This is a genomic window from Flavobacterium sp. (assembly GCF_046155325.1).
Lineage (GTDB): Bacteria > Bacteroidota > Bacteroidia > Flavobacteriales > Flavobacteriaceae > Flavobacterium.
In genome coordinates this window covers 1-19,229 of the sequence record NZ_JBJXDQ010000122.1, presented here as the reverse complement: position 1 = coordinate 19,229, position 19,229 = coordinate 1, and the positions used below count along the sequence as shown (strand labels likewise).

Sequence of the window (19,229 nt, the reverse complement as noted above, 5' to 3'; positions counted from 1 at the left end):
ATGGAGCGAGATTCACTTTGTCAGAAGCGGCGAACCAATTGTTTTGTTCTTCGACAGAAAAAAATTTTCTTAAAATAGGTGTTTGAAAATCTATTCTAGTATTCAGTTTTTTTTCTAAACCTAAAAGGAACTCATTCATCACCTGCAAATGCTCTTTGGCCTGTCCTACCTCGCTAAATCGCTTTAAAATAACCGGATTGTATAATCCCGCCGCAATTTTTGATGAGTTTTGTGAATTATCAGCTAACACTAAAATAGATTTGTTGTTTTGCAAGGCAATTTCAGAGAATGAAATCCCCGCTAATCCAGAACCTATTATTAAGTAATCTAACATTTAGAAATATATAAAATCAAATTAGAACCAAACAAAAACAGAAATAATCATAGACTTTGTCTTGACTTCATCAAAATCAGACAAAAATACTTTTTAATATTCACTTTATCTATATTGACTACAATTTCTATTTAAAAAACGAATCTTTAAAATTAAATCCACAAAAAATAAAAAAAAACAAAAGTAGGTATTGTATTATAAATATTTTACTTATCCTTGTAAGGAAATATCTTTTTTACACCTAAAATTAACACTAATTGAAGTTACTAATTCCGTTTTTAAACAAAATAATATGTGTTCTATTTTTAGTTGTCGTGACAGCTGGACTTATCAATACCAATTATTTTTATAGCGCAACTTCTACTGCTTATTATGCTTTTTGTATGAGCGCATTAATACTAGTAATAATTACCCCCCCATTTATATTTAACTGACAGTAAGGTAACTATATTCAAAAAACCAATTCTATTCTTTGGACTATGGTGCTTGTATGTAGTAGGGTATTGCCTTCTAGAAAAGGGCTCTACCCTATTTACTATTTATATCATTGTACATTATTTTTTACTTATTTGTAGTGCAACTCTTTTTAGCCTTCCCAATTTTAATTTTAAACGTTTTTTTAGTAGTATCGCTGGACTCGCATTCCTAGAATCTATTTATTGTATAATGCAATATTTAGGATGGTTTGAAAGTCAAAATACCCTTTTTACTGTAACAGGAAGCTGTATTAATCCTAATGTAACCGCTATGTTTTTAGCTCTTACAGTTCCCATTTTTTTGTTTTTATTTCGAAGTAAATACCGGAAAATATATCAAATAGGATTCATTATATTACTAATCGCTTTGTTACTGTTGCAATGCCGAGCTGCACTTATAGGAGCAACCTTAGCCATCGTAGTGTTCTATAGTTTAGAATACCATTTTGTAAGTTGGTTAAAAAATAAGAAAAATGGGGCTACAGCTAAAGCACTATTTGTTTTAAGCCTACTCATTATTATTCCTATGAGTATTCATTTGTATAATACCAAAAAAGCCTCAGCAGACGGCAGAAAATTTATTTGGAAACTATCCACTGAAATGGTTACCCAAAAACCTATTATTGGATATGGTTATGGGTATTTTTCAAAAGAATACAACCTATTTCAAGCGGATTACATCCAAAAAGGCAAAGCTAGTTCTGAAGAAATGGAGAACGCTGGTCCCGTATTTATGGCTCATAATGAATTACTTCAAAATGCAGTTGAAGGAGGAGTAGTTGGACTTACATTGATACTATTGTTTTTTGGCTCACTCCTTTTGGCTCTAAAACAAAGGAAAAAAGATATTGAAAATAAAACGAATAATATAAACAATGTTGATGCTACTAGTCAGAAAAAAAACTCTTATTTCAATTTAAGCTACGCAGGTGTAATCGGTTTTATGGCAATGTCTATGGTCAACTTCACTATTCAAAACATACCCGTGATGAGTTTGTTAACCCTATATGCCGCTATCATTTGCAGTATGCTAGAACCAATTCAACTTCCGCACTACCTAGTATTTATTAAAACAAACAACGCCATTAAATTTCTTTCTAAAACCCTAATTATCACCATCAGTTTATTTTTAGCATATACTCTTTTTGGAATTGCGAAAGCTGACAGTCAAAACAAAAAGGCTTCATTGCTAAAAAAAGAAAGACACTATGAACAAGCTTTACTTATTATGCCCAGTCTGGAACCGTATTTAAAAGACGACAGCGACTATTGGAAAAATTACGGGAATTTGTATTACCAAACACACAATTACCCTGTAGCAATAGCGTGTTTGAAAAAGGGAAAAGAAACAGACGCTTCCCCAGAACTGTATTTAGGACTAGGGGTTTGCTATGAAAAACTAAACCAATATCCAACCGCAATAGCTCAGTATACTCAATTGATAGCACTACATCCTTCAAAATTTGAATATCGTTATAGACTTATGAATGCCTATGTACAGAATAAAAATATTGAAAAAGCAATTGCGGTAGCCAATGAAATAATCACACTCAAACCAAAAATACCTTCAAAAAAGGTAAACCAATATAAATATGCCGCAAATGCATTGTTGCGCAATCTTAATGTTCCTAAAAAACAAAATCCATTTGAACTATGATCTTTATCGAAAAAATAAAACAAACAATTCTAATTCTCGCCCTTGTTCTGCTCCCTTATTTAGCCTTTGCCCAGCATCCAAAATCTGTTGAAGCGGTATTGAAAAAAGCGGGTAAAAACAGAATTGAACTTGAAAAAGCAATACGTTATTGTAAAATAAGTGGAAACCCTCTAAAAATAAAGGCAATGAACTTTTTAATAGCCAATATGGATATCCATTTTTCTGCTGATTATTATTGGGTTGATAAAGTAGGTAAAAAAATTAATTATAACGAATTAGTCTACCCAAATTTTGAACAAGCTTTAAAGGCTTTTGAAATTTTAAAAAATAAAAATCCAGGTATTCATCCAAAAACGGTCATATATAAAGACATTGAGAAAATAAAGGGGGATTTTTTAATTCAGAATCTGGAAAATGCTTTTAAAGCATGGAATTCATCCATAATAAAGAATATACCATTCGAATCTTTCTGTGAATATATTTTGCCATACAGGGTAAGTGTAGAACCAATACAAAACTGGCGAAATCCCTATAAGAACAAGTTTCGATGGCTGAATCAAAAAGTGAAAACCGAAGGTTTGAAATCGGCATTGTTGTATGTAAGAGATGATTATGTCACTTGGTTTACTAACACTTACGGTAAAGAGGCACGCAAAGAACCATTACCACGATTGGGGGCACTACAGCTTTTATTAAGGAAACAGGGTTCTTGCGAAGACATTGTAGATTTGGAAGTTTTTACTATGCGTTCTCAAGGAATTCCTGCCTCTGTAAATGTTATTCCATACTGGGCAACCGCAACCGGTAGCCATTTTGTAAATACTGTTTTTGATTCTAAGATGCATCCCATAAAATTTGACATTCATAATTCCAAGCCATTAAATGAAGTGTTAAGCAGAGAGCCCTCGAAAGTGTTGCGATTGACCTATTCTAAACAGCCAGGAATATTAGCCAGTTTTGAAAGCAAAATCAATATACCATCTGGGATTTTACGCACTCAAAACTATATCGATATAACTAAAGAATATTGGGAAACCACAGATATAGACTGTACATTATTTGCCTCTGCTGCTAAACCTAAAGTTGTTTATGCCAGTGTATTTAATGGTTTGAATTGGAAACCTTGCTGGTGGGGAAAAGTCAAGGAAGATAAAACCACTTTTAGTTCCATGTGTAAAGGTACAGTTATACTTCCACAATATTACAGCAATGGTAAGTATACAACTGCTGGCTATCCCGTTGTAGTAAACAATAAAAAATCAACACTATTAATGCCTGATGAATTGCAAACCCGATATGTTTTGATAAGTGAAATGCCAAGTTATTTAAAATTCAAACAAGGCATTACTTATAAATTATTTTATTGGAACAAAAGCTGGAAACTCATAGACATTAGGGTTGCCGAATCCAATACACAATCTATGCTATTTACAAAAGTGCCGAAAAATGCTTTGCTGCTATTTTTAGCCAGTGATTCAAAACATTTAGAACGTCCTTTTATAGTTAACGATGACGGTAACAGAACCTGGTTTTAAACAATAAAAACAACCCTTAAACAAATTATAAAATGAAAACAAGAAATAAATTTTTACTCTTTTGCTTTTGCTTACCATTTATCAGTAATGCCCAACTTGATGCTAATGTTGCTAAAGAATTTCCCGCCCATATTGTTTTTAAAATCAATCAGGTAAACAAAAAAATAGATTTATCAGTTGAGAGACAGAAGGCATTAGGAAATTACTTGCTTCAAAATGAAAAAATTGCCAATGAGAGTCTGGCTAAAGGTGAATCTTTAGAAAAATTAAAACAGTTGAATAATCTATCCAAAGAAAATTTAAAAAATATATTAACCCCAACTGAACTTGATAATTATTTAGCTGCTAATGACAAAACCAATAAATTATTATGGGCAATAAAATACAAGAATCAGTTAAACTTAAACAATGTTCAATTAGAAAAATTACACCGAGAAAATGATTATTTAGATTCCATTTCTAAAACCCCCAACTTTGATAAAGAAACCCAAGGCAAAAATAAAATCAGTACTATTTTATCACCAAAACAGTATTTAGCATTTCTAGCCATTTTTCATCATAAAAATGCCAAGAAAAAAACCGAAAAACAATGGGAAAATCTAAAAAATCTAAAAATAGTTTCCGTAAAAGACAGTGCTAAAATAGTCCCTACTATATACAAATATTATATTGATAAAAATAGTTTAGAGGATTTTGAATCCGATAATCTGGGGTATTTGGGTAAAAATAGTTTAAAAGATAATGCTTTAGAAAACTTCGATAAAATGAAAAAGAGTTTTGCTAGAAAAAAATTAGAACTTACAAAACCAGCTATTTTAATTAGGGCAGATATGTTAACCAATACTGATTTCAGTAAAGACCAATTCTCCATTGCCATCAAATATGAGAAAGAGTTAAGCCTTACAGCTATCCAAATCGACTCGTTACTGGCAAAATATAAAGAAATGGGATTATCAAAATTAAACTTCGAAACAAAATATTCTAGCAAAAAGTTTAAGGAGAGTCCCTTTGAATATAAAAACCTATCCAAAATATTAACCCCCAAACAAATGGATCTCTACTTAATAAAAAAGAACCAGAATTTAGCCAAAGAAAACTCAAAAGATAATTGGGACAAACTCGCAACAGCAGGACTTACGAAAGGTTTAGATGAAGCAACCACAATTCAAGAGTTAACTAATTATGAACTAAAAAGTTTAGTGGCAGACGAGAAAATTAAAATATCCCGCAATCAAAGAACCCTTTTTGAAAGGCGTGATATTCAAGTGCGAAAACCCGAACTTTTAAAACAGCTCGACTCCATCAAGAGAAACGAAGACACTATCAAAAGCACAAAAAACGCATTGAAATGGTAGGCTCCACAACAAAAAACGACCTCGTGATAGCACCCGTTTTTAGTAACCGCATGAATAGTCTAGAAATTAAAAACATGAATTATTAACTAACCTTTAAATACTAACACATGAAAAAAACAATCAAAACATGGGTTTCCCTCTTACTGCTTCTGGGCAGTTTGCACTGTTTTTCGCAAACAGAAACCAACCCGAACACCGAATTGTCCACTGCCCGATTACAACTTATAGCAGGCAGTAGTAATTACAATCCCGAAGCAGCGCTGGCAACTTACCAGCTACAAGCGATTCAAGGCAATGCTGAAGCCATGAACGGGCTAGGGCTTATTTATAGCCGAGGGTTAGGCCTAGCCATGAATGAAGCTCTTGGCTTAGAATGGTTTGAAAAAGCCGCACAAAACGGCTACGCCAAAGCCTATTATAATATGGCAATGCTCTACAAAAAAGGGGTAAGTGTTACTAAAGACTTGGCTAAAGCGGCAACCTATTTTGAAAAAGCAGCAACATCAGGCTATAATGAAGCGTGGCTTTGTTGGGGAGAAATGGCTAAAGATGGTCAAGGAATACCTCAAGACTATGCGCTGGCTATGAGTATCTTTCAGCAAGGAGCCAACAATGGCGATGCACATTGCATGTATGCCCAAGGTTATTTGTACTACAAAGGCTTTGGAGTACTACAGGATTATAATAAAGCGATTGAATTTTTCCAACAAGCTGCCGACAAAGGCAATGTTATGGGAATCTATATGCTAGGGTATTGCTATCGCAATGGTTATGGCGTAACAATAGATGCTGAAAAAGCCAAATATTGGCTTACTAAAGCAGCCGATTTGGGTTTTAATAGAGCCGATTTAGAATTGGCACAACCCCTAGCCGAAAATGCCACTCCTAACCAAACCAAAACCGTATCGGCAACTATACCTGAGGTAGAGAATATTACGGCAGAAATTCCTAAAAAATATAAAAAGGTAAAACAAAAAATCAACAATAATAACCTAAGCGGGATTTACACTGGACATTTAATGCGCTACGATTGGAGTGGACAAAACATATTGAGCACCACACCCATTAAAGTTACTTTAGACCAAGAAGACGAAGCCTTAACGGGTATTTGGGTAGAGCAAGATGGCGATTCAATAGCGTTTAAGGCTACTATGAAGAAAAAATTTATTGAGTTTGACGATGCTAAAATTGACCGCTTAAACCGTTATCAAGAGCCTAAGTTGGAAACCTACCAATTCAATGAGGCAAAATTGCAAGTCTTAGCTACGGATGATGCCCTGTATCTAGCGGGCAACCTGCAATTGTACAATATCAAGCAGCACGAAAACGAAAAACCTATGTATGTGATATTAGAGCACAAAATAAACCCTGACGAAAACAAACCAGACCCAGCTGCAACTGGTATCGTTTCGCATCTTGTGGTGTACCCTAATCCGGTTACTACCAATAGTTTTAAACTCAGTTTTGAACTAGTAGAGCAAACAGACATTAAGATTAAAATCTATGATTTTACTGGGTTTTTAGTGGCGAAACAACAAATCACCACAACCTCTCTAGGATTACAAGAACAAAACATAGCCTTTGATGCGCCTACAGGCAACTACATCCTGAACTTGTATTATGGCAATGAAGTAATCAAGACCATTTTAATTAAAAAATAAATACCATGAAGAAAAAATATTATATATTAGTGCTCACACTCTTGAGTTTGTTTGTGGGACAAAGTAGTTATGGGCAACACAACTATGATTGTAATTGTCAAAATACTACAACAATTGCAGGTGATGTTTTAAGCTTTATTGCTAGTATACCCGGTAATATCTATAATGGTGTTAGTTATGCAGGGGCTTGGGTTGGCAACTGGGTTAGTTCTCAATTACAGGGTTCTGGTAATTATGTTTATAATGGAAGTTCTGGAGGAACTTCTGGTGGAGGCTACGGTGGAAGTTCTGGTGGAAGTTGGGGAGGAATTTGGGGAGGAAGTTCCAGCGGAGGAGGTTTTGATGGAGAAGGTTGGGGTGATGATTTTGGCAGTGATTGGGGTGATGATGGAGGAGGAAATGAAAGCGATGGAGGAGGTTTTGGAGGTGATGGAGGAGATTATGCTGCGACATATTACCTATATTTAAATAGCCCAAAAGATTGGTATTTTGACAATGATGGCGATGGCTGGCACAGCCAAACAATAGTATCAATAAATAGTCCAGGCCCTGGGTGGATAGATGCAATAACATTAGGTTTAGATTGTGATGATAACGAACCTACAAAGACTATTGATTGTAACATTACTTATTATTTAGATAACGATCATGATGGATATGAATCAGCAACGCAAAGATCACTAACAAGCCCGGGCATTGGGTGGGAAGAAGGTGCTTCGATGGGAATTGATTGTAATGATAATGATCCAGTTATAAGGGAATGCATTCAACCCAAACCAGTGGAGGTAATTAATCCAGCTACTTGTAGATGTATAGATCCACCTAACAAATCAAAATTTAATAATGTTACAAATGTTTGGAATGTTTTAGATGGCAAAAAATGGATATTATACCAAACAAATTGTAATACTAGTGCTAGGAAACAAAATGCAGAGTCTTTATTAACTAATACAACTCCTGTAGGAGCTGGCATGCAAGCAAATACTTTTGTTGATAAGAAAAGACAAACGGAATCAGGTCAAATAACTCCTAATATAGATATGCAAAAAGCTATAGACATTGTTATAAAAAACTTGAAAGAGAACAAACCTGTTATGGCTGGCGTAATGTATGAAAGGTATTATGGAGCAGATCCTAATTTAGGTGGTACCCCTGATGACAATAACAATGTTGCTACCAATCATTATGTGACAATAGTAGGAATGGGTATTGATATTGGCAAACCTTATTTCTCGTATTATGATAATTTTGTTGAAAGCCAATTTAAAGATGGTTCACCTCGATCTAATTCAACTTTAGAATTAATAGGCACTAATACAAGTGAAAATAGATTTTATTATTATCAAGATTCTGTAGGAAATTATTATTTTTCAGATAAAACAGCTAAAACACTTGATGGACCAACTATTGATCCTAACCATAATGGCCATGGCTTTGGAAACCAATACATTCTCACTGAAATTAGAGACAACTATTAAATCGATACTTATGAAATCAAAATATTTTAGTTTTATATTTATAATGCTGTTTTTTAATTGTAGTAATACGAAAGAAGATAAAATTCTAAATAATTTTAAAGAAGAAAAAGAATATCGTAAAGATGTAGTCCAAGGAAATACAAAAAAAATGAACGATGAGGATTTGTATATCTTAAATAAAACGGAAGCCATCAATGAATTTGAGTTTAATAAAAATAAGAGGTACAGCTATGGATACAAGTCAAAAATAAATAAGGATAGTTATTTACTAACTTACTCAATGTTTTATGACTTGTCTTACGAACAATCTTCTATTTTAGGTAGTTGTTGGAGAGAATATTGGTGTATTTATCAAATAGGGGTTGGAGTTGTTTCTAAAATCAAGTTTGCTTCTAATGATCCTATCTTAACTCTTCCCGAAAAGAAAAACGGTGTTATTACTACAATATCTTATAGACCCGTATATGTAAACAAAGAAACTAAAGATGGTAATTTGATTTATCAGGAAAGAGACACTATTATTTCAAAATATAAAATTGAAAACAATCGATTTGTAGAAATAAAATAGTTCAAAAGTTGATAACCACAATTAGAAATGTGAAACTTTAAAACCAAAAAGTACAGGCTAAAGCTGTACTTTTTGTGTTTATAGCTTTTCTTTGCAAGAAATTATTCGATTTGATGAGTTAATGCTTGTTAATATTAATATTTGTTTTTATTTAATGAGAATGTATTGGTTTTATATGAATTTTTGAATATGAAAAAAGTAATATACGTTATATCCCTATTTATAATTGTATCTTCCTGCAATAGAAGAGATACTTCGGAAATAGTTAATTCTAAAAGCAAAATAACATTAGATTCAATTTCTAAATTAGAATTTAAAAGAGAAACTAAAAACATAGATTATAAAGTCTATTTCCAAGAAGCTGTACAATATTGTAAAAAAAATCAATTAAATCTAAATAAATTCATTTTAATAGACTTAGGATTGCATTCAGGTCTAAAAAGATTTTTTATTTATGATTTTAAGAAAAAAAAGGTTTTAAAATCTTTTATAGTAAGTCACGGTTGTGGTAATAATTTTTGGGGGCAAACTTATACAAAAGAAAATGCACCAGTTAGTAATGAACCTGATTCCCATTGTTCATCGATAGGAAAATATATTGTTTTGAAAAGAGGAATAAGTCAATGGGGAATCAAAGTAAACTATTTATTGCAAGGAAAAGACAAAACGAATTCAAATGCGATAAATCGTGCTATTGTACTTCATTCTTGGGATGAAGTGCCAAATAATGAAGTTTATCCAGAAGGCACTCCCGAAGGATGGGGCTGTCCAGCAGTATCTAACAAAAGTATGGAAGAAATAGATGTTGTTTTAAAAGAAAATAAAAAGGTTTTATTGTGGATTATTAAACCAGCTCCGCAAAGAGTTCTTATGAAAAGCCCCCCAATACCGCACGAATGCTTTCGTTTGGTACGTTAGTGTCTCGTCCTAAAATAAGTTTACATATTTATACTTATTCCTAAAATAGATTTACAACTCATTTTTAGTCCTGTTATTGGTTTACAATAATAGGACTTTTTTGATAATAATTCTTCCATAATTTTTCTGTTTTTATATTATTTTTATGCACTTGATTTGGAGTAAGATTTCCTATACTCATATGAGGTCTTTCATTATTGTATAATTCAACAACTGCTTCCAATAATTCTTTAGCTTCTTCTATATTATCTATTTGATAATCATTTAAATATTCCTCTTTTATTATACCATTAACTCTTTCCGCAATTGCATTTTCCAAAGGATCTCCGTTTTCTGTCATACTAATTCCTATGTTATTACTTTCTAAAAGTTTTACGTACTTATCGCTACAATACTGCATCCCCCGATCAGAATGGTGCGTGAGTTGAAAATGGCAATCTGGCCCATTTCTTAGGCCAGAGATTGCTATTTTCAACGCTTCCATAGTCTCAACAGCTTCCATGGTTTGTGCCACATGAGAACCGACAATTTTTCTTGAATAAGCATCAGTTATAAAGCTGATATATACAAATCCTGTTGCAATTTTCCAATATGTTATGTCGCTAACCCATAAATGATTTGGTTCCGTTGGAATAAAGTTCCGTATTAAATTTGGATACTTTTTAAATCGATGGTAAGAATTAGTAGTAACTGTTTGTCTTTTTCTTCTCTTGACTAAAAGATAATTTGCGGATAAAACGTCGAATAATCGATCTCTTCCCATTTTTATTTGATGTTCCAATAGAAAAGGCTGTAAAAGTTCATAAAGCTTTCTGCCTCCCATATGACGGTGGTTTTTTCTAATTTTTAAAACCTCGGATATAATCAATTCATCTTCAAAAACATATTGTTCTTGATGCCAAAAATATTGATAATATGCTTGTCGTGTTACACCAAGTAATCGGCAAAATTTGCCTAAACCAATCCTAGGATAATTGTTTTTCATCTCCTGAATTACTTGGTATTGGACTTTTTTACAATATTGATTTTAAACTCTCGTTCGGCAATTTCTATCATTTTACGGTAAGCCTCAGCTAAAAGTTGTGCCTCTTGAAGTTCTTTTTTTAATTCAGATACAGATTCTCTAGAATCTTTTTCTGATGAATTGTTTAAGGGTGGTTTCATACTTGGCAAAGGTACAATTCTTGACTTCACATAGTCATATCCCTTTTCTCTTAACCAATAAGTGAGCCGAGAATTACCAATATTATATTTTACTTCAACTTCACGTCTGGTTAAATAATCATTACATACAAATCTCTTAAATTCTTCCGAATACTTTGATTGCCATTTTGATGAATATTCCTTTGAATATCTTTCCATATTTTTACACTTTTGTGTAAACCTATTTCAGGACAAGACAGTAAATATCTCGTCAACGGATAGCGCGGAAATGCTTTCTGTGCCCAAAAACGAGGGCAGGCAAAACAAGAAAAAAAGCTACAGCTGTAAAATGGTGTAGCTTAATTATCAAAATTCATCTAAGTATTCTTTAAAAAAAATGTTACAAGTCGGGAGGCTCTATAAAGTCTCCTAACTCGTAGCTGTATAAAAAGCAACAAACAAGGGAAATAAAACAAGTATTAAAGAAATGGCTATTAAGTTGAGTGACTTTGCCAGCAGACAATGAAGTAATCAAGACCATTTTAATTAAAAAATAAATACCATGAAGAAAAAATATCATATATTAGTGCTCACACTCTTGAGTTTGTTTTTGGGACAAAGTAGTTATGCATTTGATGATGAGAATGGTAATGGATTCACAGATGAGTATGGTGAATTTAATTGGGATGCGTTTATAACTGCTTATAATATTGATAGTGACCATATCTATACCACATACGAACAAGGTATGGAATATTTAAATAGGGTTAACTCAGATAACGACCCAAGCAATGATTTAATGGTGAGGTACTTTTATGAACCTGAAAAAGAAGGTACTACAGTTACCGATTGGATCTCTGGTAAAATAGGGTATTATGATTATACGGTAGAATATGTAAACGTATATGATGAAAATGGTTACGATAGAAATGGTTATGATACAAATGGCTTTAATTTATTGGGCTTAGATTCATCTGGTCATGATATTTTCGGCATTGATGCAAATGGCAAAGATCGTGAAGGTAATGACTACAGCGGTCTTGAACGTCCAGATGATAACGATGTTGATATAGATGACCCACCTACACCTGTAATACCTCCCATACCTGTAACAATCCCGACTATCAATCCTTGTGAACAAGCAAATACTTTAAACACAAATCAAGGATTTAAAGAAAAAATAAACTTTTTAAAAACTAAAACAGACAATCCAGAGCATAAAGAATTTGGATTTTCTAAACCAAGAGTTGGAGATTACAAACCTTTAATACCTGTAGAATACAGCAATAAAGATGACCATCAGAGTTTAGATTATAAACCAACTTCAGCTGACATTGGATATATGCATTGTCACATAGAAGATTTCTATGGTGAAGATGATGAACTTAGAAGCCCAATTCAAATTTTTTCACCAAAAGATATTGAAAGTTTTCTTATCCTTTTAAATAGAAATCATTATGCTAATAATTCACTTGATGACAATTATGCAGCTGTGGTTACAAGTACTGGAACATACATCTTAACCTTTAATGGCACAATACCACATTTTACTCCGAAAGCAACTGATTATAATGATAAAGAAGAATATAAAAAATATATTAATGATAGCGGCCTGGAAGAAGGTTTTTTGTTGTATTTAAAAGAAAAAATTGGCGTTTCTGGAATCAATTTGACAAAAATAGAAAACGACAATACCATAAAAAAGATAGAACTAGATTCAAAAAATGAACTTGTTAAAAAACCTTGTTAAATAAAAAAATCATGAAAAAAATAGTAGTCATAGGATTATTAATCCTGTTCAGTCAAAATGATATTGCCCAAACAATAATACCCTTAGAACAAAATGAGGCTATTTGGAAAGCTGGTCTTGGTCGTCCCAAAAATAGTTATTTAAAAGATGTGAATAAAGTTCTGGAGAAATTTGTAGGAACTTGGAAGGGCAATTTAGACAACAAAACATATACTTTTTTTATTAACAATGAAATTGATGAATTTCGAGGCTACAAAAAGGATCGACTACTTATGCGTTATGAAATAGCTTATAATTTTCCACCCCATACAACAATTATAGACACAAGAGGGCTTCCTGATGATCATAGAAAAGTGATACATGGATTTTTGTATTATTCTGCAAGAGACTCCTATTCCTTTGACTATGATAATAACACACGTTGCGGTCAATCAGGAATTGTTTACATCAACAAAGGTCCAGATCCTGATAAAATATATTTAAAATTAGCCATAGTAGGAGATATGACTCAAGGTAAGATTCCTTGCGGTATAGATGAAGAAGCTTGGTTGCCAATAGATAAAATAATGCTCACAAAATTACCTGATCCAAGTCCCTGTAAAACAACAAAGGATTTATACTTAAATCAAGGATTTAAAGATAAAATAGATTATTTAAAGACAAAAACAAACAATACAGAACATAAAGTATTTGGATTTTCAGAACCAAGAAGTGGCGGCTATATACCGCTATTAAATGATTCAAATTCGGGTAATTGTTTACTGTTTAATCCAACTTCAGACGATATTGGATATACTCATTGTCATTTAGACGATTATGAGGATTATCTTGAAAATCCCATACAATCAATTGGTATTTTCACACCCTCTGATGTTAAAGAATTTCTTATGCTTCTAGGGCGTAATAAAACGCAGGGTAATTCACTTTCTAACATATATATATCTTTAGTTACAAGTACAGGAACGTATATTCTTACTTACAGTGGTATCTCATCAACAAATTTCTATCCATCTCTATCAATATACAAACCTTTTGATATAAAAATATACAAAGAGTATATTCAAAAGTATCAAAAAGAAAGAGGGTTTTTAATATACATAAAAGAAAAGATTGGTATTACTGGTATCAATTTAACTAAAATAGAAAACGATACTACTATAAAAAATCTCGAACTAGATTTAAATAATGCACTTATTACTAACCTTTGTCAATAGAAAAATTATGAAAAAAATAGTATTTATAGGATTATTAATCCTATTCAGCCAAAAAGATATTGCCCAAACAATAATACCTTTAGAACAATATAAAACCATTTGGGAGGCTAATCAAGGACTTCCTGATAATAGTTACGTAAAAGATTTAAATAATATTATGGGGCGATTTTTAGGAACTTGGAGATACAATGCAAACGGTTTAGCGTATATTTTTATTATTACAAAAGAAACGCATACTTTTTTTAATGTCAAAGCAGATCAACTCGTCATTAATTATACAATCGGTAATATATCAACCGGACAACTGTTTGTAGATACGAGAAAACTTTCAGTTACAGATGAAAAGATAACAAAAGGGTTTATGTATTATCCTGAAAAAGATGGCTTTCTCTTTGATTATGTTTATAATGAAGGATGTGGTCAAATAGGACAATTGTTTATTAGACAAGAAGCGCCCACTTATATATATTTGAATCTAACATTGATTGGAGATACAAAGCCAATTATTATTGATTGTGGTACAGACTTAAATTTAACGCCACCACACAATAATAGAATAACACTTGAAAAACAAACATTTTAAGTAAAGCTAGATTACTTGTATATACAAAACGTTAGCCCATGCTGCCGCCCGAATTCTTTCGGGTGGTTTGCTAAACTAGAGTAACAATTATAGCAATTAACTTATAGAAATATCAAAAAAACTGGTTGGAATCAATTTGCTGATCAGTTTTTTCTCTATAGGTTTTCATGTTATATTTACAACATTAGCGGTAGCGGGGGTCCTACTTCACTAAACCGCTTTAAAATAACGGGATTGTATAATCCTGCCGCAATTTTAGATGAATTTTGAGAATTATCAGCTAAAACTAAAATAGATTTGTTGTTTTGCAAAGCAGTTTCAGAGAATGAAATCCCTGCTAATCCAGAACCTATTATTAAATAATCTATCATTTGAAGTTAGAAGTGGGAGGTTAGAAATTAGAAGTTTTAAGCGACGAATAATTTTAAACAAAAAACTCTTACTGGTAGGCAAGAGTTCTATATAATTTTATGAAAAGTGATTTAATAATTCCACATATCAGATTCAAAATTCCGAATTTTTTCTTTGACTCTATCCGATTCTAATAATTGATTTTGAGCATTATCTTTCATATAACTGGCTATAGTCCTATCGCCATATACGTTTTCTTCTTGATAAATTAGGGCGTTGAATCGCCTTGAATTTAATATCTGATCAAAGGAAATTGGCATCGCAGAATTTTTATCGTTAAATGATTTTGCCTCATGCAATACATATCTTGCAGATGGGAAAAACACCCAAAATAATTCAATATAATCTTTCTCGTCACTATTCATTGTGTACACATCTGGAGTAACAGGACAAATTCCAATTAATCTATATTTTAATTCACTTTGGCGTTTATCAAAATACCAATAGCCTTTAATTTTATATTGACTCACATCCTGAGCTGTTAAATCTTGTCTTACAATATATTCTGGAGAAATAGGAGTCCCTGCATTAATTTGCTCTATTCCAGCATCGGTTGTGTCGATTCGAGTCAAAGATGCTTTGATATCATTAAAAGTCTTTTTGGTATTAAAATAACTATCTGAATAGACATCAGTAATTTCTCCACTACGAATTGCTTTTGTCAAAACATCATATAAAGAACGTCTGTCCGACCCAATATTAGCTGTGTCTACAGGAAAATATAGTGGAAAATTAACTCTTTCGCTCAAATCTATAATTTCCCAAGTAATTTTACCCATTAATATATCTCTGTCATTTATATAACCATATTCTAATGGCTTGTCATTGTCGGCAATTAACTCATCGGCTGTTTTAATTCCTATTTCCTCTGGAAATTTTGCATTTAGCAAATTAGCCTGAGCAAAAGAAATCAAACTTATCATAGAAGTAAAAACTATTAAAAATTTTCTTAGATTCATCATAATATTTTAAATAAGTAATTGAAGCAACTTTTTTTAAATTCTTTCTTATTGTATTTCGTAAATAACCGGTGCTGTTCTAGGTAATAAATAACTACCCGCTCCAACTAATTTAGTTTTTATTTCAGAAATAGTAACTTGATCCCCTCTTCCTGCTTTAGAAAGTACAGCTTTGCACTGTGCATTCAATTTGTTTCCAGAAACAACTACAGTTGGCTGACCCGCTACTTTAAAATTAAAACCAACAACATTTAAACCTACTTCAAAATCGAAATCAAGTAATTTAGCACCTACTGTCGACATTTCTAAACTTGATTTAGGTCCTTTTACTACACCCATTTCTCCTCTTACAGTTCCAGCTGGGCCAGGAATTCCTTTTATTCTGAAAATTTTACTATCTGATACTTTTGAACCATCAGGAAGCGTTCCTGTAACATTTATTGCTACTTGGGTTCCTGCTTGTGGACTCATGCTGTATTTTCCTCCTCCAAGTTTGGTTAATCCTGGAGCAGAAGACGAAACTTTATCGTCTGATATTCCTGCAAATGATATTGTCATTGGGTTTACAACCCCACGATAAACAACATTCATTTTATCGGCTGATATTGTAGCTGATTTTGGTCTTGCCACAACAACATATTTGTCATTTATTGGCAAAGGAACTATTTTTCCGTTTTCTTCAAAATTAAAAGATCCAGTTATAGGATGTTCTCCAATACTGCCAGAACCAAGTGAAAAACTTGCTTGGCCAGCTTCGGCTTTCAAACTTACATTGTTAACAGTTACTGATTTAGCAATTAATTTTGGATCAAATTTTCCTAAAATAATTTTTCCTTTAACCGCTTCTCCTTGAAAGAAAACTGATTTTTCAAGAACTACAATGGGTTGGTAAGCTGTTAGCGAAGCCGCAGCAATTAAGTCAGATTGAAACATTGACGCCATTACATCACTTTCGGTTGCTTTTACATCAGCTTGCAATTGTGTTAATTTAGTAACCGTTGCAATTAAAGGATAGCCTTTATAGTTATAGTTTATCCAAGGCTCTGGAATTATCTCATCCTTCTTTTTTACAGGATTTGTTGCAAATCTCTTTTCAATTTTATCTATTTCAACTTCGGGAAGTTTACTACCAGCAATTACTTTGATTTGTCCAGGAAAATTTTTAATTCTTTCTAAAAACTCTTTTCCTTCTTTAGAGGTTCTTTCACCTTTAAAAAATAATCTATCTACTAAATCACCTTTGTCCATTTGCTCGTAATTAAAATTTCCTTGAGCATCTTTTTCAGTTTTTCTGGTAATGTCTGTTTTAATACTTTCTAAATAATCACAATATTCTTTCGAAATTTTTCTGATTTTCTCTACTATGAGCTTTTTTTCTCCGTATTGTCCTGGTTGATCAACTGCTTTTTGAGATAATTGTTCAAATGAAGCCTCATTTCTACCGTCTGTGATTGAATTAGATTCGATGATTTTAAGATTTAAAATCCCGAAGCCTGCCAATACTTCTTTGGACATATTTAATGCTAACATTGCGATAAAAACCAGATACATTAGGTTTATCATCTTCTGTCTAGGGGTAAGTTTTCCTCCTGCCATATTTTCTAATAATTAGTTATTATTTATAGTTATATTTTGGAACTAATTATCCTTTATTATTCATTGCAGTTAACATTCCACCGTAAACGTTATTTAAAGACGATAGGTTAGAAGTTAGGGATTGCATTTGTTCTTTTAATTTTATATTATTCTCTACAACCTCATCGTTTACCTGAGCATTTCTGGCGGCACTTTGTAGTTGTACTTTGTATAAACTGTTTAAAGATTCCATATTTGCGGCTGCAAGTGTTAACTCTTCACTATACTTTTTAGTAGATGCGATTGCATCAACAGTAGGAGAAATTCCTTTGGCTGCCGATTCGAAATTTTTAATACTATTCCCTAAACTCGACATTAATTCACCATCAATTTTTGCTTCTTTAAGCATAGCGTCTAATTTTTGTGACAATAATCCTTGTGAATCAGAAGCCATTTCTATTTTTTTGATTTTAAATGTTGCTGATTTTGCATCTATCAATTCGGGATATACATTCTCCCATTTGTATTCATCATCAACAGGCTCAAATGCAGAAAGAGCAAAAATCCCTGCTTCTACTACAAGACCAATTGTAAGCATTAAGTTTCCAGTAATAAATCCAAACTCAAGGTGAGTTATTTTGAATAACGCTCCAATAATTACTACTGCTGCACCCATTCCGTAAGCAAAATTCATTTGTTTTTTGTTCAATAAAGACATAATAATATATTTAAAAGGTTAAGTTTAATTTTGTTTTCTAGAATTAATTTTATTGGTTGTTTTGTTTCCCATATAATCTTGAACGGTTCTAAAACCAATATAACTTCTGGCTGTATCTGCATATTCATGATCTCGGGTACTAACTTGAAGAAAATAAGCTACATCTTTCCAAGAGCCTCCACGAACCACTTTCCGCATATTTTTATTATCTTGAACTGTTGGGTTTATTGATGAAACATATTCATAAGCATTTGGCTCGTATGATGTATCAGTCCACTCTGAAACATTACCCGCCATATTATATAAGTTGTATCCGTTTGGTTCATATGATTTTGCTTCAACTGTATACAAAGCATCGTCAGCAGCATAGTCTCCTCTATTAGGTTTAAAATTAGCTAAAAAACATCCTCTATCATTTTTTGTATAGGGACCTCCCCATGGATAGGTTGCTGATTCAATTCCTCCTCTTGCTGAATATTCCCATTCTGCTTCAGAAGGTAATCTAAAACTATTCGTTAAAACACGACCACTTTTCTTTTTACTACTTTTTATAAATGAGTTTTTATTTAATGTTCTCCATGCACAAAAGGCTTTTGCTTGTTTCCAATTTACTCCAACTACAGGATATTCTCCATAAGCTTGATGCCAAAAATAATCATTATGCATGGGTTCATTATAAGAATAAGAAAAATCTTTTATCCAAACTGTAGTGTCTGGATATACTGTTTGTTGCTCTGTTCTTATATAATCTTTTCTTTTCCCTTGTTTATCTCTTGCAGCAGCTTGAATATCCATCCATGAATAGCGGAATTTCAATTTTTTAACATCAATAGTTCTTAGTCCATTAAATGATTCGTCTATAGGCAAATACATAGAATCCATAACTTCTGTATA

16 protein-coding genes and 2 pseudogenes are annotated in these 19,229 nt (G+C 32.5%); 10 read left to right on the top strand and 8 right to left on the bottom strand.

What is annotated here, in order from left to right; all coding sequences use genetic code 11:
- A pseudogene (locus tag ACKVOD_RS08430) lies at positions 1 to 334 on the bottom strand (FAD-dependent oxidoreductase); the annotation flags it as partial.
- A 666-nt stretch (positions 335 to 1,000) separates the two neighbouring features.
- Here ACKVOD_RS08430 and ACKVOD_RS08425 point away from each other — a divergent pair.
- The 7 genes from ACKVOD_RS08425 (at position 1,001) to ACKVOD_RS08395 (ending at position 9,982) form a co-directional block, all read left to right on the top strand.
- Entirely contained in the window at positions 1,001 to 2,467 is a 1,467-nt protein-coding gene (locus ACKVOD_RS08425; RefSeq protein ID WP_409209027.1) for an O-antigen ligase family protein, read from the top strand.
- The gene (locus tag ACKVOD_RS08420) at positions 2,464 to 4,002 is read left to right on the top strand and encodes a hypothetical protein (RefSeq protein WP_409209026.1); all 1,539 of its coding nucleotides are present in this window, start codon (positions 2,464 to 2,466) and stop codon (positions 4,000 to 4,002) included. Before ACKVOD_RS08425 ends, ACKVOD_RS08420 begins: the two co-directional genes overlap by 4 nt.
- Before the next feature lie 32 nt (positions 4,003 to 4,034).
- Positions 4,035 to 5,357 (top strand): hypothetical protein, encoded by a 1,323-nt coding sequence (locus tag ACKVOD_RS08415; RefSeq protein ID WP_409209025.1) that lies wholly within the window; start codon positions 4,035 to 4,037, stop codon positions 5,355 to 5,357.
- A 107-nt stretch (positions 5,358 to 5,464) separates the two neighbouring features.
- On the top strand, positions 5,465 to 7,018 hold the full coding sequence (locus ACKVOD_RS08410) for a T9SS type A sorting domain-containing protein (protein WP_409209024.1): 1,554 nt from the start codon (positions 5,465 to 5,467) through the stop codon (positions 7,016 to 7,018).
- A gap of 5 nt (positions 7,019 to 7,023) precedes the next feature.
- Entirely contained in the window at positions 7,024 to 8,496 is a 1,473-nt protein-coding gene (locus ACKVOD_RS08405) for a hypothetical protein (protein ID WP_409209023.1), read from the top strand.
- 10 nt (positions 8,497 to 8,506) lie between these two features.
- On the top strand, positions 8,507 to 9,064 hold the full coding sequence (locus ACKVOD_RS08400; RefSeq protein WP_409209022.1) for a hypothetical protein: 558 nt from the start codon (positions 8,507 to 8,509) through the stop codon (positions 9,062 to 9,064).
- Between the two features lie 189 nt (positions 9,065 to 9,253).
- Positions 9,254 to 9,982, top strand: a complete 729-nt coding sequence (locus ACKVOD_RS08395; protein WP_409209021.1) for a murein L,D-transpeptidase catalytic domain-containing protein — start codon at positions 9,254 to 9,256, stop codon at positions 9,980 to 9,982.
- A 73-nt stretch (positions 9,983 to 10,055) separates the two neighbouring features.
- Here ACKVOD_RS08395 and ACKVOD_RS08390 read toward each other — a convergent pair whose 3' ends face one another.
- Together ACKVOD_RS08390 and ACKVOD_RS08385 are read right to left on the bottom strand one after the other, a co-directional pair.
- Complete coding sequence (locus tag ACKVOD_RS08390) at positions 10,056 to 10,967, bottom strand: IS3 family transposase (protein ID WP_409209020.1); 912 nt, start codon at positions 10,965 to 10,967, stop codon at positions 10,056 to 10,058.
- Between the two features lie 8 nt (positions 10,968 to 10,975).
- Entirely contained in the window at positions 10,976 to 11,344 is a 369-nt protein-coding gene (locus tag ACKVOD_RS08385) for a hypothetical protein (protein ID WP_409209019.1), read from the bottom strand.
- Between the two features lie 367 nt (positions 11,345 to 11,711).
- Between ACKVOD_RS08385 and ACKVOD_RS08380 the strand changes: the two genes are divergently transcribed.
- The 3 genes from ACKVOD_RS08380 to ACKVOD_RS08370 are packed head-to-tail and all read left to right on the top strand — an operon-like array spanning position 11,712 to position 14,672.
- The gene (locus ACKVOD_RS08380; RefSeq protein WP_409209018.1) at positions 11,712 to 12,875 is read left to right on the top strand and encodes a hypothetical protein; all 1,164 of its coding nucleotides are present in this window, start codon (positions 11,712 to 11,714) and stop codon (positions 12,873 to 12,875) included.
- Between the two features lie 11 nt (positions 12,876 to 12,886).
- Entirely contained in the window at positions 12,887 to 14,089 is a 1,203-nt protein-coding gene (locus ACKVOD_RS08375) for a hypothetical protein (protein ID WP_409209017.1), read from the top strand.
- 7 nt (positions 14,090 to 14,096) lie between these two features.
- Positions 14,097 to 14,672 carry a hypothetical protein gene (locus ACKVOD_RS08370; protein WP_409209016.1) on the top strand — a complete coding sequence of 192 codons (576 nt, stop codon included), beginning with the start codon at positions 14,097 to 14,099 and terminating at the stop codon, positions 14,670 to 14,672.
- Between the two features lie 203 nt (positions 14,673 to 14,875).
- Here the strand turns inward: ACKVOD_RS08370 and ACKVOD_RS08365 are convergent.
- From ACKVOD_RS08365 to gldK, 5 genes and pseudogenes are all read right to left on the bottom strand, one after another.
- Positions 14,876 to 15,043, bottom strand: a pseudogene (locus ACKVOD_RS08365) (FAD-dependent oxidoreductase); the annotation flags it as partial.
- A gap of 111 nt (positions 15,044 to 15,154) precedes the next feature.
- Positions 15,155 to 16,042 (bottom strand): gliding motility protein GldN, encoded by an 888-nt coding sequence (gene gldN, locus ACKVOD_RS08360; RefSeq protein ID WP_409209028.1) that lies wholly within the window; start codon positions 16,040 to 16,042, stop codon positions 15,155 to 15,157.
- A gap of 48 nt (positions 16,043 to 16,090) precedes the next feature.
- Positions 16,091 to 17,638, bottom strand: coding sequence for a gliding motility protein GldM (gldM, locus tag ACKVOD_RS08355; protein WP_409209015.1), 1,548 nt, complete (start codon positions 17,636 to 17,638; stop codon positions 16,091 to 16,093).
- 46 nt (positions 17,639 to 17,684) lie between these two features.
- Complete coding sequence (gldL, locus tag ACKVOD_RS08350) at positions 17,685 to 18,335, bottom strand: gliding motility protein GldL (RefSeq protein WP_409209014.1); 651 nt, start codon at positions 18,333 to 18,335, stop codon at positions 17,685 to 17,687.
- Between the two features lie 24 nt (positions 18,336 to 18,359).
- On the bottom strand, positions 18,360 to 19,229 hold an 870-nt coding region (gene gldK, locus ACKVOD_RS08345; RefSeq protein WP_409209013.1), incomplete at its 5' end, for a gliding motility lipoprotein GldK.